Source organism: Cupriavidus sp. GW822-FHT03E04, assembly GCF_058801495.1.
Window position 1 is genome coordinate 318,440 of the sequence record NZ_JBXANI010000005.1, and the last position, 15,337, is coordinate 333,776.

Below are 15,337 nucleotides of genomic sequence, written 5' to 3' on the forward strand. Positions count from 1 at the left end.
GGCTGGTGCTTACGAACGATAGTCCGCATTGATCGAAACGTAGTCGTGCGACAGGTCGCAGGTCCAGACCGTGGCGGAGGCGTCGCCTCGGCCCAGCGCGATGCGCACGGTGATTTCGGCCTGCTTCATCACACGCTGGCCGTCTTCCTCACGATACTCGGGGTTGCGGCCACCGTCGCGCGCGACCAGGACGTCGTCCAGCCACAGATTGACGCGCTCCACGTCGAGATCGTCCACGCCGGCATAGCCCACCGCGGCCAGGATGCGGCCCAGGTTGGGGTCCGAGGCGTAGAAGGCGGTCTTGACCAGCGGCGAATGCGCCACCGCGTAGGCGATCAGGCGGCATTCGGCCACGTCCTTGCCGCCCTCGACCTGGATGGTCATCAGCTTGGTGGCGCCTTCGCCATCGCGCACGATCATCTGCGCCAGTTCCTGCGACAGGTCGGTCAGCGCGGCACGCAGCGCCTCGAAGTCCGCACCCTCGGCACGCTCGATGGCCGGCGCGCCGGCCTTGCCGCTGGCGATCAGCACGAAGGAGTCATTGGTCGACGTGTCGCCGTCGATGGTGATGCTGTTGAAGGAGTGATCCGCCGCGTACGACACCAGCGCCTGCAGCACATCCTGCGACACGGTGGCATCGGTGGCGACGAAGCCGAGCATGGTGGCCATATTGGGGCGGATCATGCCCGCGCCCTTGCTGATGCCGGACAGCGTCACAGTCTTGCCGCCGATCTGCACGGTGCGCGAGGCGGCCTTGGGCTGGGTGTCGGTGGTCATGATCGATTCCGCCGCGGCCAGCCAGTTGTCGGGCTTGGCATTGGCGATGGCAGCGGGCAGCGCGGCGGTGATGCGGTCCACCGGCAGCGGCTCGAGAATCACGCCGGTCGAGAACGGCAGCACTTGCTCGGGTGCAATGCCGAGCTGCGCGGCCAGCGCGTCACAGGTGGCGCGCGCATTGGCCAGGCCCGGCTCGCCCGTGCCGGCATTGGCGTTGCCGGTGTTGACCACGATCGCGCGGATGCCCTTGCCGGCGGCCAGGTGCTCGCGGCAGACCTGCACCGGCGCGGCGCAGAAGCGGTTGCGGGTGAACACGCCCGCCACGGTGCTGCCTTGGGCAACGCGCACCACCAGCACGTCCTTGCGGTTGGCCTTGCGGACACCCGCTTCGGCCCAGCCGAGCTCGACGCCGGCGACAGGTTTCAGGTTTTCTGCCAGCGGCAGGGGCAGGTTGACGGCCATGTGCGTTCCTCTATGCGTTCGACGTTGCTGGTTTTGCTCGTGCCAGGCGGCGGCGCTTTCTACTGAATGCACCGCCCCTGACGAACATGCCCGCTTGCGCGGGCATGTTTGCTGACTTCACGGTGCGCGGCTTAGCTGAGCTTGCCGTGGCACTGCTTGAACTTCTTGCCGGAGCCGCATGGGCAGGGATCGTTGCGCCCCACCTTGGCCATGCCCGCGGCTTCCGCCGCGGCGGCGTAGGCAATGCCAGCACGCTCGGGCGCGCTGCTGCCCACGCTCTCCGCGCCCTGCGTGGCCTCGTCGAACTCCTCGTGCTTGTACTGCACGTTGGCGAGGTGCGACAGGCCTTCTTCGATCTGCTCCGAGGCTTGCTCGAGCTCTTCCGGCGACTGGATCTGCACGTTGAAGATCACGCGGGTGACTTCCACCTTGATCACGTCCAGCAGGCGGGCGAACAGCTCGAACGACTCGCGCTTGTACTCCTGCTTGGGATCCTTCTGCGCATAGCCGCGCAGGTGGATGCCCTGGCGCAGGTGATCCAGCGCGGCCAGGTGCTCACGCCAGTGCGTGTCGATGCTTTGCAGCATCACCGAGCGCTCGAAGCCAGCAAACGATTCGCGGCCAACCTGCTTGACCTTGGCGTCGTAGCGCTCGTCGGCCGCGTGCATGATCTTGTCCAGCAGCACTTCGTCCTCGATGCTCTGGGCGGCCTCGATGGTCGCGGCCAGCGGCACGTCCAGGGACCATTCCTCGCGCAGCTTGGTCTCCAGGCCCTTGATGTCCCACTGCTCTTCCATGGTGTCGGCCGGCACGTGGTCGCGGAACATCTCGACCAGCACGCTCTGGCGCAGGTTCTTCACCATCTCGCCCACGTCTTGCGACTCGAGCACTTCGTTGCGCAGCTTGTAGATTTCCTTGCGCTGGTCGTTGGCCACGTCGTCGTACTGCAGCAGTTGCTTGCGGATATCGAAGTTGCGGCCTTCCACCTTGCGCTGGGCGGATTCGATCGAGCGCGTGACGATGCCCGCTTCGATCGGCTCGCCTTCCGGCATCTTCAGGCGTTCCATGATGGCGCGCACGCGGTCGCCGGCGAAGATGCGCAGCAACTGGTCGTCCAGCGACAGGTAAAAGCGGGACGAGCCCGGATCGCCCTGGCGGCCGGCACGGCCGCGCAGCTGGTTGTCGATACGGCGCGACTCATGGCGCTCGGTGCCCACGATATGCAGGCCGCCAGCGGCCTTGACCTGCTCGTGCAGCGACTGCCACTCGCCTTCCAGATGGGCGATGCGCGCGGCCTTGTCGGCGTCGGCGAGGCTTTCGTCGGCTTCGATGAAGCCAGCCTGCTTCTCCACGTTGCCGCCCAGCACGATGTCGGTACCACGGCCCGCCATGTTGGTGGCGATGGTGATCATCTTGGGGCGGCCCGCCTGCGCCACGATCTCGGCCTCGCGCTCGTGCTGCTTGGCGTTAAGCACCTGGTGCGGCAGCTTGGCCTTGTCGAGCAGGCCAGACAGGTATTCCGAGGTCTCGATCGAGGTGGTGCCCACCAGCACGGGCTGGCCGCGCTCGTAGCAGTCGCGGATATCGCGCACCACGGCGTCGTAGCGTTCGTTCGAGGTCTTGTAGATCTGGTCCTGGAAGTCCTTGCGCTGGGCGCCACGGTTGGTGGGGATGACCACCACTTCCAGGCCGTAGATCTCCTGGAATTCGTAGGCTTCCGTATCGGCCGTGCCGGTCATGCCGGACAGCTTCTCGTACATGCGGAAGTAGTTCTGGAAGGTGATCGTCGCCAGCGTCTGGTTTTCCTGCTGGATCGTCACGCCTTCCTTGGCTTCCACAGCCTGGTGCAGGCCGTCGGACCAGCGTCGCCCGGTCATCAGGCGGCCGGTGAACTCGTCGACGATGACGACTTCGTCGTTCTGCACCACATAGTGCTGGTCGCGATGGAACAAGCTCTGCGCGCGCAGCGCGGCGTAGAGGTGATGCATCAGCGTGATGTTCTGCGGCGCGTAGAGCGATTCGCCCTCGCCGATCAGGCCTTGCTGCATCAGTATCTCTTCGGCCTTCTCGTGGCCCGCCTCGGTCAGGTAGACCTGGTGGCCCTTTTCGTCGACGAAGTAGTCGCCCGGCTTCTCGACGCCGGTGCCGTCGGCCTTTTCCTCGCCGATCTGGCGCACCAGCAGCTTGGGCACGCCGTTCATGCGCTGGTACAGGTCGGTCTGGTTCTCCGCCTGGCCCGAGATGATCAGCGGCGTGCGCGCTTCGTCGATCAGGATCGAGTCCACCTCGTCGACGATGGCGTAGTTCAGCGGACGTTGCACGCGCTGGCCAGGGTCGTAGACCATGTTGTCGCGCAGGTAGTCGAAGCCGAACTCGTTGTTGGTGCCGTACGTGATGTCGGACGCATAGGCAGCGGCCTTCTGGTCGTGCGGCATCTGCGACAGGTTCACGCCGACCGACAGGCCGAGGAAGTTGTACAGGCGCCCCATCCACTCGGCGTCACGCTGGGCCAGGTAGTCGTTGACCGTGACAACGTGCACACCGCGGCCGGTAATGGCATTGAGATACACCGGCAGCGTCGCGGTAAGGGTCTTGCCCTCGCCGGTGCGCATTTCAGCGATCTTGTTGTCATTGAGCACCATGCCGCCGATCAGCTGGACGTCAAAGTGGCGCATCTTCATGATCCGCTTGCTGGCCTCGCGGCACACCGCGAAGGCCTCGGGCAGCAACGCCTCGAGCGACTCTCCGGCGGCGTGGCGCTGCCGGAAAATCTCGGTCATGCCACGCAGGTCGTCATCCGAAAGTGCCTCGAACTTCGGTTCCAGCGCATTGATCTGCGCGACGGTCCTGCCATATTGTTTGATCAGCCGTTCATTACGGCTGCCGAAGACTTTCTTGAGAAGGCCCGTGATCATCGATTGCTTTCACCTACGCGAGTGGTACGCCGCCGTGGTACGCACTAGGGCGGCCTAGCCGCCGGCTTGGCCGGCTGCCCAGGGCGGACCGCGCGAGGAAATAGGAAGATTGGCGCAAAACGCCGAGTTTATCATGCGCGCGGGTCACGACCGGAACCAAGCGGCAGGTGAAACGCTGTGCAAACCACACCGCGCGTCCCCCGCCACTTGACGGCCCGGACACAACCCGCGCATCCAATCCTTCCGACATCGGGGCGACGCCCCGGTTCTTCAACGGATGAGATTGCGATCCGTGGGGTCCGGCGCCTGGGCGACCTGGGCTGGCGCAGGCTTGGCGACGGCCAGGAAGCGATTCGGGTTTTGCGGCACACCGTCCACGTGCACCTCGAAATGCAGGTGCGCGCCGGTGGAGCGCCCGGTGGAGCCCACCAGGGCGATCTGCTGGCCAGGCTTGACGAGGTCGCCGGCCTTCACCTGCAGCCTGGACGCGTGCGCATAGCGGGTCTTGAGGCCGTTGCCGTGGTCGATGTCGATCAGGTTGCCATATTCTGGATGCCATTCCGCCGCGACCACCACGCCGCCGGCCGCCGCCACGATCGGGGTACCCGTGGGTGCCGAAAAATCCACGCCATCGTGTGGGGTGCGGCGCCCGGTGAAGGGGTCGAAGCGCCAGCCAAAGCCGGATGCATCGTAGCCGCTCGCCACCGGCAGCACGCGCGGGACACGGCGGCTCTCGCTCTGGCGGTCCAGCAGGGTGCTCGCCACCGCGTCAAAATAGTCCGCGTGCTGCTCAGCCTGGTCCGACAGGCGTGCCAGCGCAAGCTGCAGCTCCGGCAGGCTCGAGGTGCGCGACTGCGCGGATGCGGCCAGGCCGCCACGCCCGGGCGGCCGCTGGAAGTTGAATTCCTTGGGTGCGATGCCGGCAAGCCCCGAGACCCGCTCGCCAAGCGCGTCCAGCCGCACCATCCGGGCCTGGATCTCGCCCACGCGGGTCGCGAGCACATTGAGGTTGGCCCGCAGGTAAGCGTCGTCGCCCGGTGCCCGGGCCGGCGCCGCGATGCCCGAGCGGGCCACAACCCAGGTCAGGGCCGACGACACCAGCGCAACGACGAGGCACAGCAACGCGATGCCGGCAAAGACCTTGCCCCGCGACAGGGTGAAATGGCGAACACGCGGTAGGCGTGGGTGAAGCACGATGATCTGCATGGCGCAACTCCTTCTCATGCCTGGCCGGCGCAGCCCGGGCAGCCGCGACGCATAAGCCGCCGCACTGACGCGAACGGCACGCTAGAATGCGCGCATGCGCATGTTTACCCATTACGCCCTCCAGACGCCCGCCGCCAAGCCGCTTAACGACTGGCTGGACAAGGCTGGCCCGGTCTCGGCCCTGATGCAGACGGCACGGGAACTGGCGGTACTGGAGTCTGAGGTGCTATCGCTCCTGCCACGCGGACTGCAGGATGGCATCGCTGTAGCCGGCGTCAAGCAAGACGCCCGCGGCGTCGGGCAAGGCCAGTCGGAGCGAACTTTGCTGTTGCTTGCCGCCCATGGGGCCGCAGCGGCACGAGTCCGACAAGTGGTTCCTACACTACTTTCCAGGCTACAACAGCGGGGATCGCAGATTACCGCAATCCGGGTGAGGGTACAACCGGAGGTCGGGCGGCAGAGCGATTGGGACACCGGGCCGGTGGTGAAGCCCAAGGTGGCGCGGATGTCGGCGACCGGCTTGTCCAGCCTGACCCAGCTGGCCCAGGAACTGCCCGAGTCGCCGTTGCGCGACGCGCTGAATACGCTGTTGTCCCACCATCGGTGAAGGTGAAGGCGTCGGCAGGCGCTGATACCGGAAGCGCAAGCCTGTTGGACGCCCAAACGTAAAAAAAGCCGGCCTGGTGGCCGGCTTTCACATAGGACCGTGCAGCGGCCCTGGATTCCCTTCCCGCGCTACGCGAACGCCGGCGCCAACTGCGGCAGGAAAGCTGGCGGCGCATCCTCGACGCGCTCGAACGTCACCATCTCGTAGGCTTCCTGATCGGCCAGCAACGCGCGCAACAGCTGGTTGTTCAGGCCGTGCCCGGACTTGTTGGCGATATACGCGCCAATCAGCGGATGTCCGACCACGTACAGGTCGCCAATCGCATCCAGGATCTTGTGGCGCACGAACTCGTCGCCGTAGCGCAGCTCTTCGTTGTTCAGCATGCGGTGCTCGTCGAGCACGATCGCGTTGTCCAGGCTGCCGCCGCGCGCCAGGCCCATCTCGCGCAGGGCTTCCACTTCATGGGCAAAGCCGAAGGTGCGGGCGCGGGCGATTTCGCGCACATAGCTGGTGTCGGCGAAATCGATGGCGAAGGTCTGGCCGGTCTTGTCCACCGCGGGATGGCGGAAATCGATGGTGAACGCCAGCTTGAAGCCAAAGAAGGGCTCCAGCCGCGCCAGCTTGTCGCCTTCACGCACTTCCACGGCTTTCTTCACGCGGATGAAACGCTTGGGCGCCGATTGCTGCTCGATCTCGGCCGACTGCAGCAGGAAGACGAACGACGCAGCGCTGCCGTCCATGATGGGGATTTCTTCGGCGTCGACATCCACATACAGGTTGTCGATGCCAAGACCCGCGCAGGCGGACATCAAATGCTCCACGGTCGACACGCGCGCGCCGTCCTTCTGCAGGACCGACGCCAGGCGCGTGTCGCCAATGGCTGACGCGCTCGCGACGATTTCGACCGCTTCGGGCAGGTCGACGCGGGTGAATACGATGCCGGTATCCACCGGGGCCGGGCGCAGCGTCAGCGTCACTTTACGGCCCGAGTGCAAGCCAATGCCAACGGTCTTGACCAGGGATTTGATGGTGCGCTGTTTTAGCATGACAGTCTCAGCTATTATTAAAATCTATCAAGTACACTTTCCAATATAGCGATTTTACCATTGCTTCGTTTGCTGCGCTGCGTCACTTTGTTTCGGTGTGTTAGCAAGAGGAAATAAATCATCATAAGTGCGCAAAACGTCATTTTAGTGACGTGTGCTGACACACTCTCGTATTACGCGCGCAACGCAGCCAGCACGGCTTCGGCGCTGCTGACCTTGAACTCGCCGGGCGCTTCAAGCCACAGATGGGACACCACGCCATCGTCAAGCACCATGGCATAGCGCTTGGAGCGCACGCCCATGCCGCGCGCGGTCAGGTCTTGCTCCAGGCCCAGCCGGCGGGTCCATTCGGCACTGCCGTCGGCCATCATGCGCACACGGCCGCCGGTCTGCTGCTCGCGGCCCCAGGCGCCCATGACAAAGGCGTCGTTGACCGATACACACCAGATCTCGTCCACGCCGGCTGCGCGCAGCGCGTCTGCCTGCGCGACAAAGCCCGGCACATGCTTGGCGGAGCAGGTCGGCGTAAAGGCACCGGGCAGGCCGAACACCACGATCTTGCGGCCACGCGCGAGTTCCAACGCCGAGAAGGAATTGGGCCCAAGGGCGCAGCCGCCGGTTTCGACCTCGAAGAACTCATTCAGCGTGGCGTCTGGCACACGCGCTCCAATAGCGATCATGTTGTGTCTTCCTGTCTCGGTAAAAACCCTGTCTAGCATCATAGTGCGCCCGCCGCGGGCGCCCAAGGCGGTTCACCGCCCGTTACTTCGTCGGAATCATCTGACAAGGCGGTACCCGGGCTCTTGCACAGGGAGCATCGGGCGGCTCGTGCCATGCGGCGCACGATGCTTACATCACTTCAAGGCGGCTTTTCATGCTGCGGGCCACACTGTTCTTGAAATAAATCCGCGCGCCGATCTTGCGATCGACGCGCGGACGACGGCACATCCCGGCCGGGAGGGGCGGGAGACCAGTCCGGGGAGGCGGCCGGAGGCACGCCTGTCCCGGCGACGGGATGCAGCCTGAGCGTCAGCGAAAGGGCAGCCGGGCTGGTTGCCGCTCAGTCCGAAACCACCGGGCGGAACACGAGCGTAGGGAGCGCTTGCGTGCTTCGCTGGTCCGGGGTCGCGGCCTGATGGCAACCGGCCCCGCCGGCACCTTGCCGAGCCAACTCAGTCCGCCTGCTTGCGCAGGAAGGCCGGGATGTCGTACGTATCCACACCCTTTTCCTGCAGCGCAGCCACGTGGGCAGACGCAGACTCGCGCGAGCTGCGCCATACCGCCGGCGTGTCCAGATTGCTGTAGTCCGGCGCGCTGCTGTGGCTTACGCCCACATTGCTGGTCATGTTGCCCATCATCTGCACCGGCATGTTGTCGGTACCGGTCTTGAGCAGGGTCATCGGCTGTTGCTTCTTGGCCGAACGGCCCAGGCCCGTCGCCACCACCGTCACGCGCAGTGCATCGCCCATGGCGTCGTCGTACACCGTGCCGAAGATCACGGTGGCATCTTCCGCGGCGTAGCTGCGGATGGTGTTCATGACTTCCTTGGTTTCCGACAGCTTGAGCGAGCGGCTGGCCGTGATGTTGACCAGCACGCCGCGTGCGCCCGACAGGTCGACGCCTTCCAGCAGCGGGCTGGCGACAGCCTGCTCGGCAGCCAGGCGGGCGCGGTCAACGCCCGACACGGTGGCCGTGCCCATCATGGCTTTGCCCTGCTCGCCCATGACCGTCTTCACGTCTTCGAAGTCGACGTTCACCAGGCCATCGACATTGATGATCTCGGCAATGCCGGCAACCGCGTTGTGCAGCACGTCGTCGGCGCACTGGAAGCACTTGTCCATCTCGGCGTCATCGCCCATCACTTCGAACAGCTTTTCGTTGAGCACAACGATCAGCGAATCGACGCAGGACTCCAGTTCGCCCGAGCCAGCTTCCGCCACCTTGGCGCGGCGCGCGCCTTCGAACTCGAAGGGCTTGCTGACCACGCCCACGGTCAGGATGCCCATTTCCTTTGCAACCTGGGCCACGACCGGGGCAGCGCCGGTACCGGTCCCGCCGCCCATGCCGGCAGTGATGAAGACCATGTGCGCACCACGCAGCGAGTCGGCAATCTGCTCGCGCGCCTGATCTGCGCAGTTGCGGCCGACCTCCGGCTTGGCACCGGCCCCCAGGCCGGTGTTGCCGAGCTGCAGCACGCGCGACGCGCTGGAGCGCTTGAGCGCCTGCGCATCGGTGTTCATGCAGATAAATTCGACGCCTTGCACGCCACGGCTGATCATGTGCTGCACAGCGTTACCGCCCGCGCCGCCCACGCCGATCACCTTGATGATGGTGCCGTCCTGCAATTCCGTTTCGATCATGTCAAAGTCCATCACTGCCTCCAAGAAGAATCAGCCGCCAAACGCTGCAGCCTCCCCGCCGCAACCCTTGGTTACTGAACAAGAAACCATCAAAAAACTGCGTGTTCAACGGCCTGCCCGCCATTCGGTGGACAGGCCAGCCATTCAAACCAGTGCAATCCAGTCGCCTGCAACGTTCAGAAGTTGCCGACGAACCATTCCTTCATGCGGGTCCACACCTGCTTGACCGAGCCGCTCTGCACCGCTACCTTGCGCCCGCGCATGCGCTGCACGCGGCCTTCGAGCAGTAGTCCCATTACGGTCGAATAGCGCGGACTCTTTACTACTTCGTGCAAATTTCCGCGATATTCCGGCACGCCGACCCGAACCGGCTTGAGGAAGATGTCCTCGCCCAGTTCCACCATGCCCGGCATCATCGCGGTGCCGCCGGTGATCACGACCCCCGACGACAGCAATTCCTCATAGCCCGACTCGCGCACCACCTGGTGCACCAGCGAGTACAACTCCTCGATACGCGGCTCGATCACGGCCGCCAGCGCCTGGCGCGAAAGCGAACGCGTGCCACGGTCGCCAACGCCAGGGACCTCGATCATGTCTTCCGGGTCGGCGATGGCCTGCTTGGCGATGCCGTACTGGATCTTGACGTCCTCGGCATCGGGCGTGGGCGTGCGCAGCGCCATGGCGATGTCGTTGGTGATCTGGTCGCCGGCGATGGGGATCACGGCCGTATGCCGGATCGCGCCTTCGCTGAAGATGGCGATATCGGTGGTGCCGCCACCGATGTCGACCAGCACCACGCCGAGTTCCTTCTCGTCCTCGGTCAGCACCGCCAGGCTGGAAGCCAGCGGCTGCAGGATCAGGTCGTGCACCTCCAGGCCGCAGCGGCGCACGCACTTGACGATGTTCTGCGCCGCGCTGACCGCGCCGGTGACGATATGCACCTTCACTTCCAGGCGGATGCCGCTCATGCCAATCGGCTCGCGCACGTCTTCCTGGCCGTCGATGATGAATTCCTGCGTGAGGATGTGCAGGATCTGCTGGTCGGTCGGGATATTGACCGCCTTGGCGGTCTCGATCACCCGGGCCACATCGGTCTGGGTGACCTCCTTGTCCTTGATCGCCACCATGCCGCTGGAATTGAAGCTGCGGATATGGCTGCCGGCGATGCCGGTAAACACCTCGGAGATCTTGCAGTCGGCCATCAGCTCAGCCTCCTCCAGCGCACGCTGGATGGACTGCACGGTGGCCTCGATATTGACCACGACCCCTTTCTTCAGACCCTTGGACTCTGACTGGCCCATCCCGATCACTTCGTAGCTGCCGTCGGGGCGCAACTCCGCCACCACCGCAGCCACTTTGGAAGTGCCGATATCGAGACCGACCAGTAGGTCCTTGTATTCCTTGCTCATCGGTTTTTCTCCGCGTTCTTACTCTTGAGTCGCGTCGGATTGTTGTTCGGATTGGTGCTTGCGTTCGTGTTCGCGCTGGTGCTCGTGCTGGAACCGGCTGCTCTCGCCTTGGCCGCCGCCGCTGCCTGGGCATCGGTCAGGAAGCGCACGTTAGCCGCGCGAATCGCGAACCCGTTGGGGTATCGCAGGTCCGCATACTCGATCTGCTTGCCCCACTGCTCCGTGACCTGGGGCCAGGCCACCACGAAGCGCTTGACGCGCTGGTCCATGGCGTCGCGCTCCTCGTCGTTCTGTTCACGGCCAAGCTCCACCACCATGCCGTTGGAGAGCTTGGCGCGCCAGGCGTAGCGGGACGACAGCGTGACCGCCAGCGGCTCCACCTTCAGCGGCTTGAACCACTCGCGCATGACTTCGAGCTTGTCCACCACGTCGCCCTCGCTGTCCGGCGGGCCATCGAGTGCGAGCAACTGGGCATCTTCCTCGGCTTCGGCCGGATTGGCGACGAAAACTTCACCATAAGTGTTGATCAGGCGGCCACTGTCGGCATTGCCCCACGTACCGAGCGCTTCGTGCTCCTCGACCTCGACCGCCAGCCCGTTGGGCCATTCGCGCCGCACGCTGGCACGGCGCACCCAGGGCACCGACTCGAAGATCTGGCGCGCCTCGTTCAGGTCGAGCGTGAAAAAGCTCCCCGACAGCTTGCCCAGCGCGTTGGCGCGCACGCTCGGCGCATTGACATGGCGCAGGGTGCCGCCTTCCATCGACAGCAGCTCGACGTGGGTAATGGCAAACACCGGCCGCTGCGCCAGCCATAGCAAGCCGGCCGCGAACGCCATCATCGCCACCAGCGCGTAGAGCGTGGAGGCGATCAGGTTAAGCAGGCGAGTGTTGTGCCACATGGCGTTGGGTTGTCCCGGTTCCGGTCAGTCAGGGTTCAGTGTTGGCTCGGTCTATGCTCAATCGGGCTTCCAGGCCGCGCTGGGATGCAGGTCCAGCGTGGCCGCGGCAATCACCTGCATGACGAAGTCCTCGTAGCTGATGCCCACCGCGCGCGCGGCCATCGGCACCAGCGAATGGCCGGTCATGCCGGGCGAGGTATTCATCTCGAGCAGGTAAGGCTTGTCGTCGGCGCTGAGCATCACGTCGGCGCGCGCCCAGCCGCGGCAACCCAGCACGCGGAAGGATTGCACCGCCAGGCGCCGGACTTCGGCTTCCACGTCGGCCGGCAGGCCCGACGGGCACAGATACTGGGTATCGTCAGTAAAGTACTTGTTTTGATAGTCGTAGTTCGCGCCGGGGGCAACGATGCGGATCACCGGCAGCGCTTCGGCGGTGGCGCCCTCCCCCACGATCGGGCAGGTCAGCTCCGCGCCATCGATAAAGGTTTCGGCGATCACGTCGTTGTCCAGCGCCGCGGCCTTCTCGAAGGCGGCGCGCATCTGGCCGGCTTCGGTCACCTTGCTCAGGCCGATGGACGAGCCCTCGCGCGCCGGCTTGACGATCAGGGGCAGGCCCAGGTCGGCCACCACGGCATCGAAATCGGTATCGGCGTGCAGCATGGCGAAGCGCGGCGTGGGCAGGCCGTGCGTGGTCCACAAGCGCTTGGTGGCCTGCTTGTCCATGGCCAGCGCCGAGGCCAGCACGCCGCTGCCGGTATAGGGCACGCCGAGTTGCTCGAGCAGGCCCTGGATGGTGCCGTCCTCGCCATAGCGGCCATGCAGGGCAATAAAGACGCGGTCAAAGCCAGCCGTGGCCAGCTCAGCCACCGACTGCAGGCCGGGATCGAAGGCATGGGCATCGACGCCGCGCGAGCGCAGCGCGGCCAGCACGCCGTTGCCCGACAGCAGCGAGATCTCGCGCTCGGCCGAGCGGCCGCCAAGCAGCACGCCGACCTTGCCCAGCGCCTTGGGATCGATATTGGGATGGGCGACGAAGCTCATGCCTGCCCCCCGGCTTGCTGAGAAACCAGTTGTCCAGGCACGGTACCGATCGTGCCCGCACCCATCGTCACCACCACATCGCCGGGACGCACGGCGTTCAGGATAGCCTGCGGCATTTCGTCGATCTGCTCCACAAAAACGGGTTCAACCTTGCCTGCCACGCGCAGCGCGCGCGTCAGCGCGCGGCCATCGGCGGCCACAATCGGGGCTTCGCCGGCGGCATAGACCTCCGCCAGCAGCAGCGCGTCCACGGTGCCCAACACCTTGACGAAATCCTCGAAGCAGTCGCGCGTGCGGGTATAGCGGTGCGGCTGGAACGCCAGCACCAGCCGGCGCCCCGGGAACGCACCGCGCGCGGCGGCCAGCGTCGCGGCCATCTCGACCGGATGGTGGCCGTAGTCGTCCACCAGCGTGAAGGTGCCCGCGCTCTTGGCCTCGCCCGGCTCGATAGTGCCGACGCAGGCCACTTCGCCATAGCGCTGGAAGCGGCGTCCCACCCCGTGGAACTCGCGCAGCGCCTTGACGATGGCGGCGTCCGGCACCTCCAGCTCGGTCGCGATGGCAATCGCCGCCAGCGCGTTCTGGATGTTGTGCATGCCCGGCAGGTTCAGCACCACCTCCAGCGGCGCCTCGGCGTGTCCGTTCAACTGGCGCAGCACGGTGAAATGCATCTGGCCGTCGACGGCGCGGGCATTGACCGCACGCACCTGCGCATCTTCGGCAAAGCCGTAGCGCACGATTGGCTTGGACACGAACGGCATGATCTCGCGCACGTTGGGGTCGTCCACGCACAGCACGGCGATGCCATAGAACGGCAGGCGCTGGGTGAACTCCACGAACGCCTGCTTGAGCCGGGCAAAGTCATGCCCGTAGGTGTCCATGTGGTCGGCGTCGATGTTGGTGATGACCTCGATCACCGGGAACAGGTTCAGGAACGAGGCATCCGACTCGTCGGCCTCGGCCACGATGAAGTCGCCCGTGCCCAGGCGCGCGTTGGCGCCCGCCGAGTTGAGCCGGCCGCCGATCACGAAGGTGGGATCGAGTCCGCCTTCAGCCAGCACCGACGCCACCAGGCTGGTGGTGGTGGTCTTGCCATGCGTGCCGGCGATGGCCACGCCCTGCTTCAGCCGCATCAACTCGGCCAGCATCACCGCGCGCGGCACCACCGGGATGCGCTTGGCGCGCGCGGCCAGCACCTCGGGGTTGTCGTTGGTCACGGCGGTGGACACCACCACCGCATTGGCGCCGTTGACGTTGGCGGCGTCATGCCCGTGCATCACGGTCGCGCCGAGCGACGCGAGGCGCCGCGTGGCGGCATTGCTGCCCACGTCGGACCCTGAGACCTTGTAGCCCAGGTTCAATAGGACCTCGGCGATGCCGCTCATGCCGGCGCCGCCGATGCCTACGAAATGGATGTTCTTGACGATGTGCTTCATGAATCCGTTGGTTCAATCCCTGGCCATCTGGCTGCAGATCTCCGCCACGCGCCGGGTCGCTTCGGGCTTGGCAAGACCGCGCGCCTGATGCGCCATCTCTCTGAGTCGGGGCCGCGACAGCGAGGCCAGCGTCTGCGCCAGCCCGCTCGCGGTCAGTTCGTTCTGTTGGACCAGCAAGGCGGCATCCTGGGTCGAGAGGAACTCCGCATTGGTGGTCTGGTGGTCATCGACCGCATGCGGGAACGGCACGAACAGTGCCGCCACGCCTGCCGCCGCCACCTCCGACACGGTCATTGCGCCCGCGCGGCAGATCACCAGATCCGCCTCTGCGTATGCCGCCGCCATGTCGTCGATAAAGGGCAACGCTTCCGCCGCCACGCCGGCGGCCTGGTAGTTGGCGCGCAGCGTGTCGATCTGCTTCGCGCCGGCCTGGTGCTTGACCAGCGGGCGCTCGCCTTGCGGCAGCAGCGCCAGCGCCTTGGGCACGACCTCGTTGAGCGCCGCCGCGCCCAGGCTGCCGCCCACCACCAGCAGCCGCAGCGGGCCGGTGCGGCCGTCGTAGCGCGCCTCGGGCGCCGGCATGTGCGCCACTTCGTCGCGCACCGGGTTGCCGGTCCACTCGCTGTCCGGCAGGGCATTCGGGAAGGCGCACAGCACCCGGTCCGCGACCTTGGCCAGCACCTTGTTGGCCAGCCCGGCAATCGAGTTCTGCTCGTGCAGCACCAGCGGCCGCCCCAGCAGCGAGGCCATCATGCCGGCGGGGAACGTAATATAGCCGCCCATGCCCAGCACCACGTTGGGCCGCACCCGGCGCAGCGCCTGCAGGCTTTGCCAGAAGGCGCGCAACAGGTTCAGCGGCAGCATCAGCTTGGTCAGCGGGCCCTTGCCGCGCAGGCCACCAAACTGGATGAACTCCATCGGGATGTCGTACTTGGGCACCAGCGTGGCTTCCATGCCGGTGCGGTTGCCCAGCCATACCACCCGCCAGCCCTGCTCACGCAGCGCGCGCGCGACCGCCAGCCCGGGGAAGACGTGCCCCCCGGTGCCACCAGCCATCACGAGCAAGGTGCGCGGTGCGCTCATACCTTCCCTCCGCGCATCATTGAATGGTTCTGGCTACGGCCGCTGCGCTTAACTTCCTGCTTACGCAGGAAGTTAGCCTCCGCCGGAACCAAGTGA

Annotated in this window: 12 protein-coding genes; 1 reads left to right on the forward strand and 11 read right to left on the reverse strand. The window is 65.6% G+C overall.

Annotated features, from left to right (window positions below):
• Window positions 1-9: 9 nt before the first annotated feature.
• The 3 genes from argJ to AC1RQC_RS09025 form a co-directional block, all read right to left on the reverse strand.
• A complete protein-coding gene (argJ, locus tag AC1RQC_RS09015; protein ID WP_492374437.1) occupies window positions 10-1,239 on the reverse strand; it encodes a bifunctional glutamate N-acetyltransferase/amino-acid acetyltransferase ArgJ in 1,230 nt (409 codons plus the stop codon).
• A gap of 131 nt (window positions 1,240-1,370) precedes the next feature.
• Window positions 1,371-4,154, reverse strand: coding sequence for a preprotein translocase subunit SecA (gene secA, locus AC1RQC_RS09020; RefSeq protein WP_492374438.1), 2,784 nt, complete (start codon window positions 4,152-4,154; stop codon window positions 1,371-1,373).
• A 270-nt stretch (window positions 4,155-4,424) separates the two neighbouring features.
• Entirely contained in the window at window positions 4,425-5,360 is a 936-nt protein-coding gene (locus tag AC1RQC_RS09025) for a M23 family metallopeptidase (protein WP_492374439.1), read from the reverse strand.
• Between the two features lie 94 nt (window positions 5,361-5,454).
• On the opposite strand from AC1RQC_RS09025, the gene AC1RQC_RS09030 reads away from it, so the two are divergent.
• Entirely contained in the window at window positions 5,455-5,967 is a 513-nt protein-coding gene (locus tag AC1RQC_RS09030) for a hypothetical protein (RefSeq protein WP_492882991.1), read from the forward strand.
• Between the two features lie 128 nt (window positions 5,968-6,095).
• Here AC1RQC_RS09030 and lpxC read toward each other — a convergent pair whose 3' ends face one another.
• The 8 genes from lpxC to murG form a co-directional block, all read right to left on the reverse strand.
• Complete coding sequence (gene lpxC / locus AC1RQC_RS09035; protein WP_150986813.1) at window positions 6,096-7,013, reverse strand: UDP-3-O-acyl-N-acetylglucosamine deacetylase; 918 nt, start codon at window positions 7,011-7,013, stop codon at window positions 6,096-6,098.
• A 173-nt stretch (window positions 7,014-7,186) separates the two neighbouring features.
• Complete coding sequence (locus tag AC1RQC_RS09040) at window positions 7,187-7,693, reverse strand: peroxiredoxin (RefSeq protein ID WP_492374441.1); 507 nt, start codon at window positions 7,691-7,693, stop codon at window positions 7,187-7,189.
• A 492-nt stretch (window positions 7,694-8,185) separates the two neighbouring features.
• Complete coding sequence (ftsZ, locus tag AC1RQC_RS09045) at window positions 8,186-9,385, reverse strand: cell division protein FtsZ (RefSeq protein ID WP_006162527.1); 1,200 nt, start codon at window positions 9,383-9,385, stop codon at window positions 8,186-8,188.
• Window positions 9,386-9,549: 164 nt separating this feature from the next.
• Complete coding sequence (gene ftsA / locus AC1RQC_RS09050; RefSeq protein WP_035875601.1) at window positions 9,550-10,782, reverse strand: cell division protein FtsA; 1,233 nt, start codon at window positions 10,780-10,782, stop codon at window positions 9,550-9,552.
• Window positions 10,779-11,681, reverse strand: coding sequence for a cell division protein FtsQ/DivIB (locus AC1RQC_RS09055; protein WP_492374442.1), 903 nt, complete (start codon window positions 11,679-11,681; stop codon window positions 10,779-10,781). Before AC1RQC_RS09055 ends, ftsA begins: the two co-directional genes overlap by 4 nt.
• Before the next feature lie 57 nt (window positions 11,682-11,738).
• Complete coding sequence (locus AC1RQC_RS09060; RefSeq protein ID WP_492374443.1) at window positions 11,739-12,722, reverse strand: D-alanine--D-alanine ligase; 984 nt, start codon at window positions 12,720-12,722, stop codon at window positions 11,739-11,741.
• Window positions 12,719-14,158, reverse strand: a complete 1,440-nt coding sequence (murC, locus tag AC1RQC_RS09065) for a UDP-N-acetylmuramate--L-alanine ligase (RefSeq protein WP_416049745.1) — start codon at window positions 14,156-14,158, stop codon at window positions 12,719-12,721. The genes AC1RQC_RS09060 and murC overlap by 4 nt, the downstream gene beginning before the upstream one ends.
• Before the next feature lie 12 nt (window positions 14,159-14,170).
• Window positions 14,171-15,241, reverse strand: a complete 1,071-nt coding sequence (gene murG / locus AC1RQC_RS09070; protein WP_441633969.1) for an undecaprenyldiphospho-muramoylpentapeptide beta-N-acetylglucosaminyltransferase — start codon at window positions 15,239-15,241, stop codon at window positions 14,171-14,173.
• Between the last annotated feature and the right edge of the window lie 96 nt (window positions 15,242-15,337).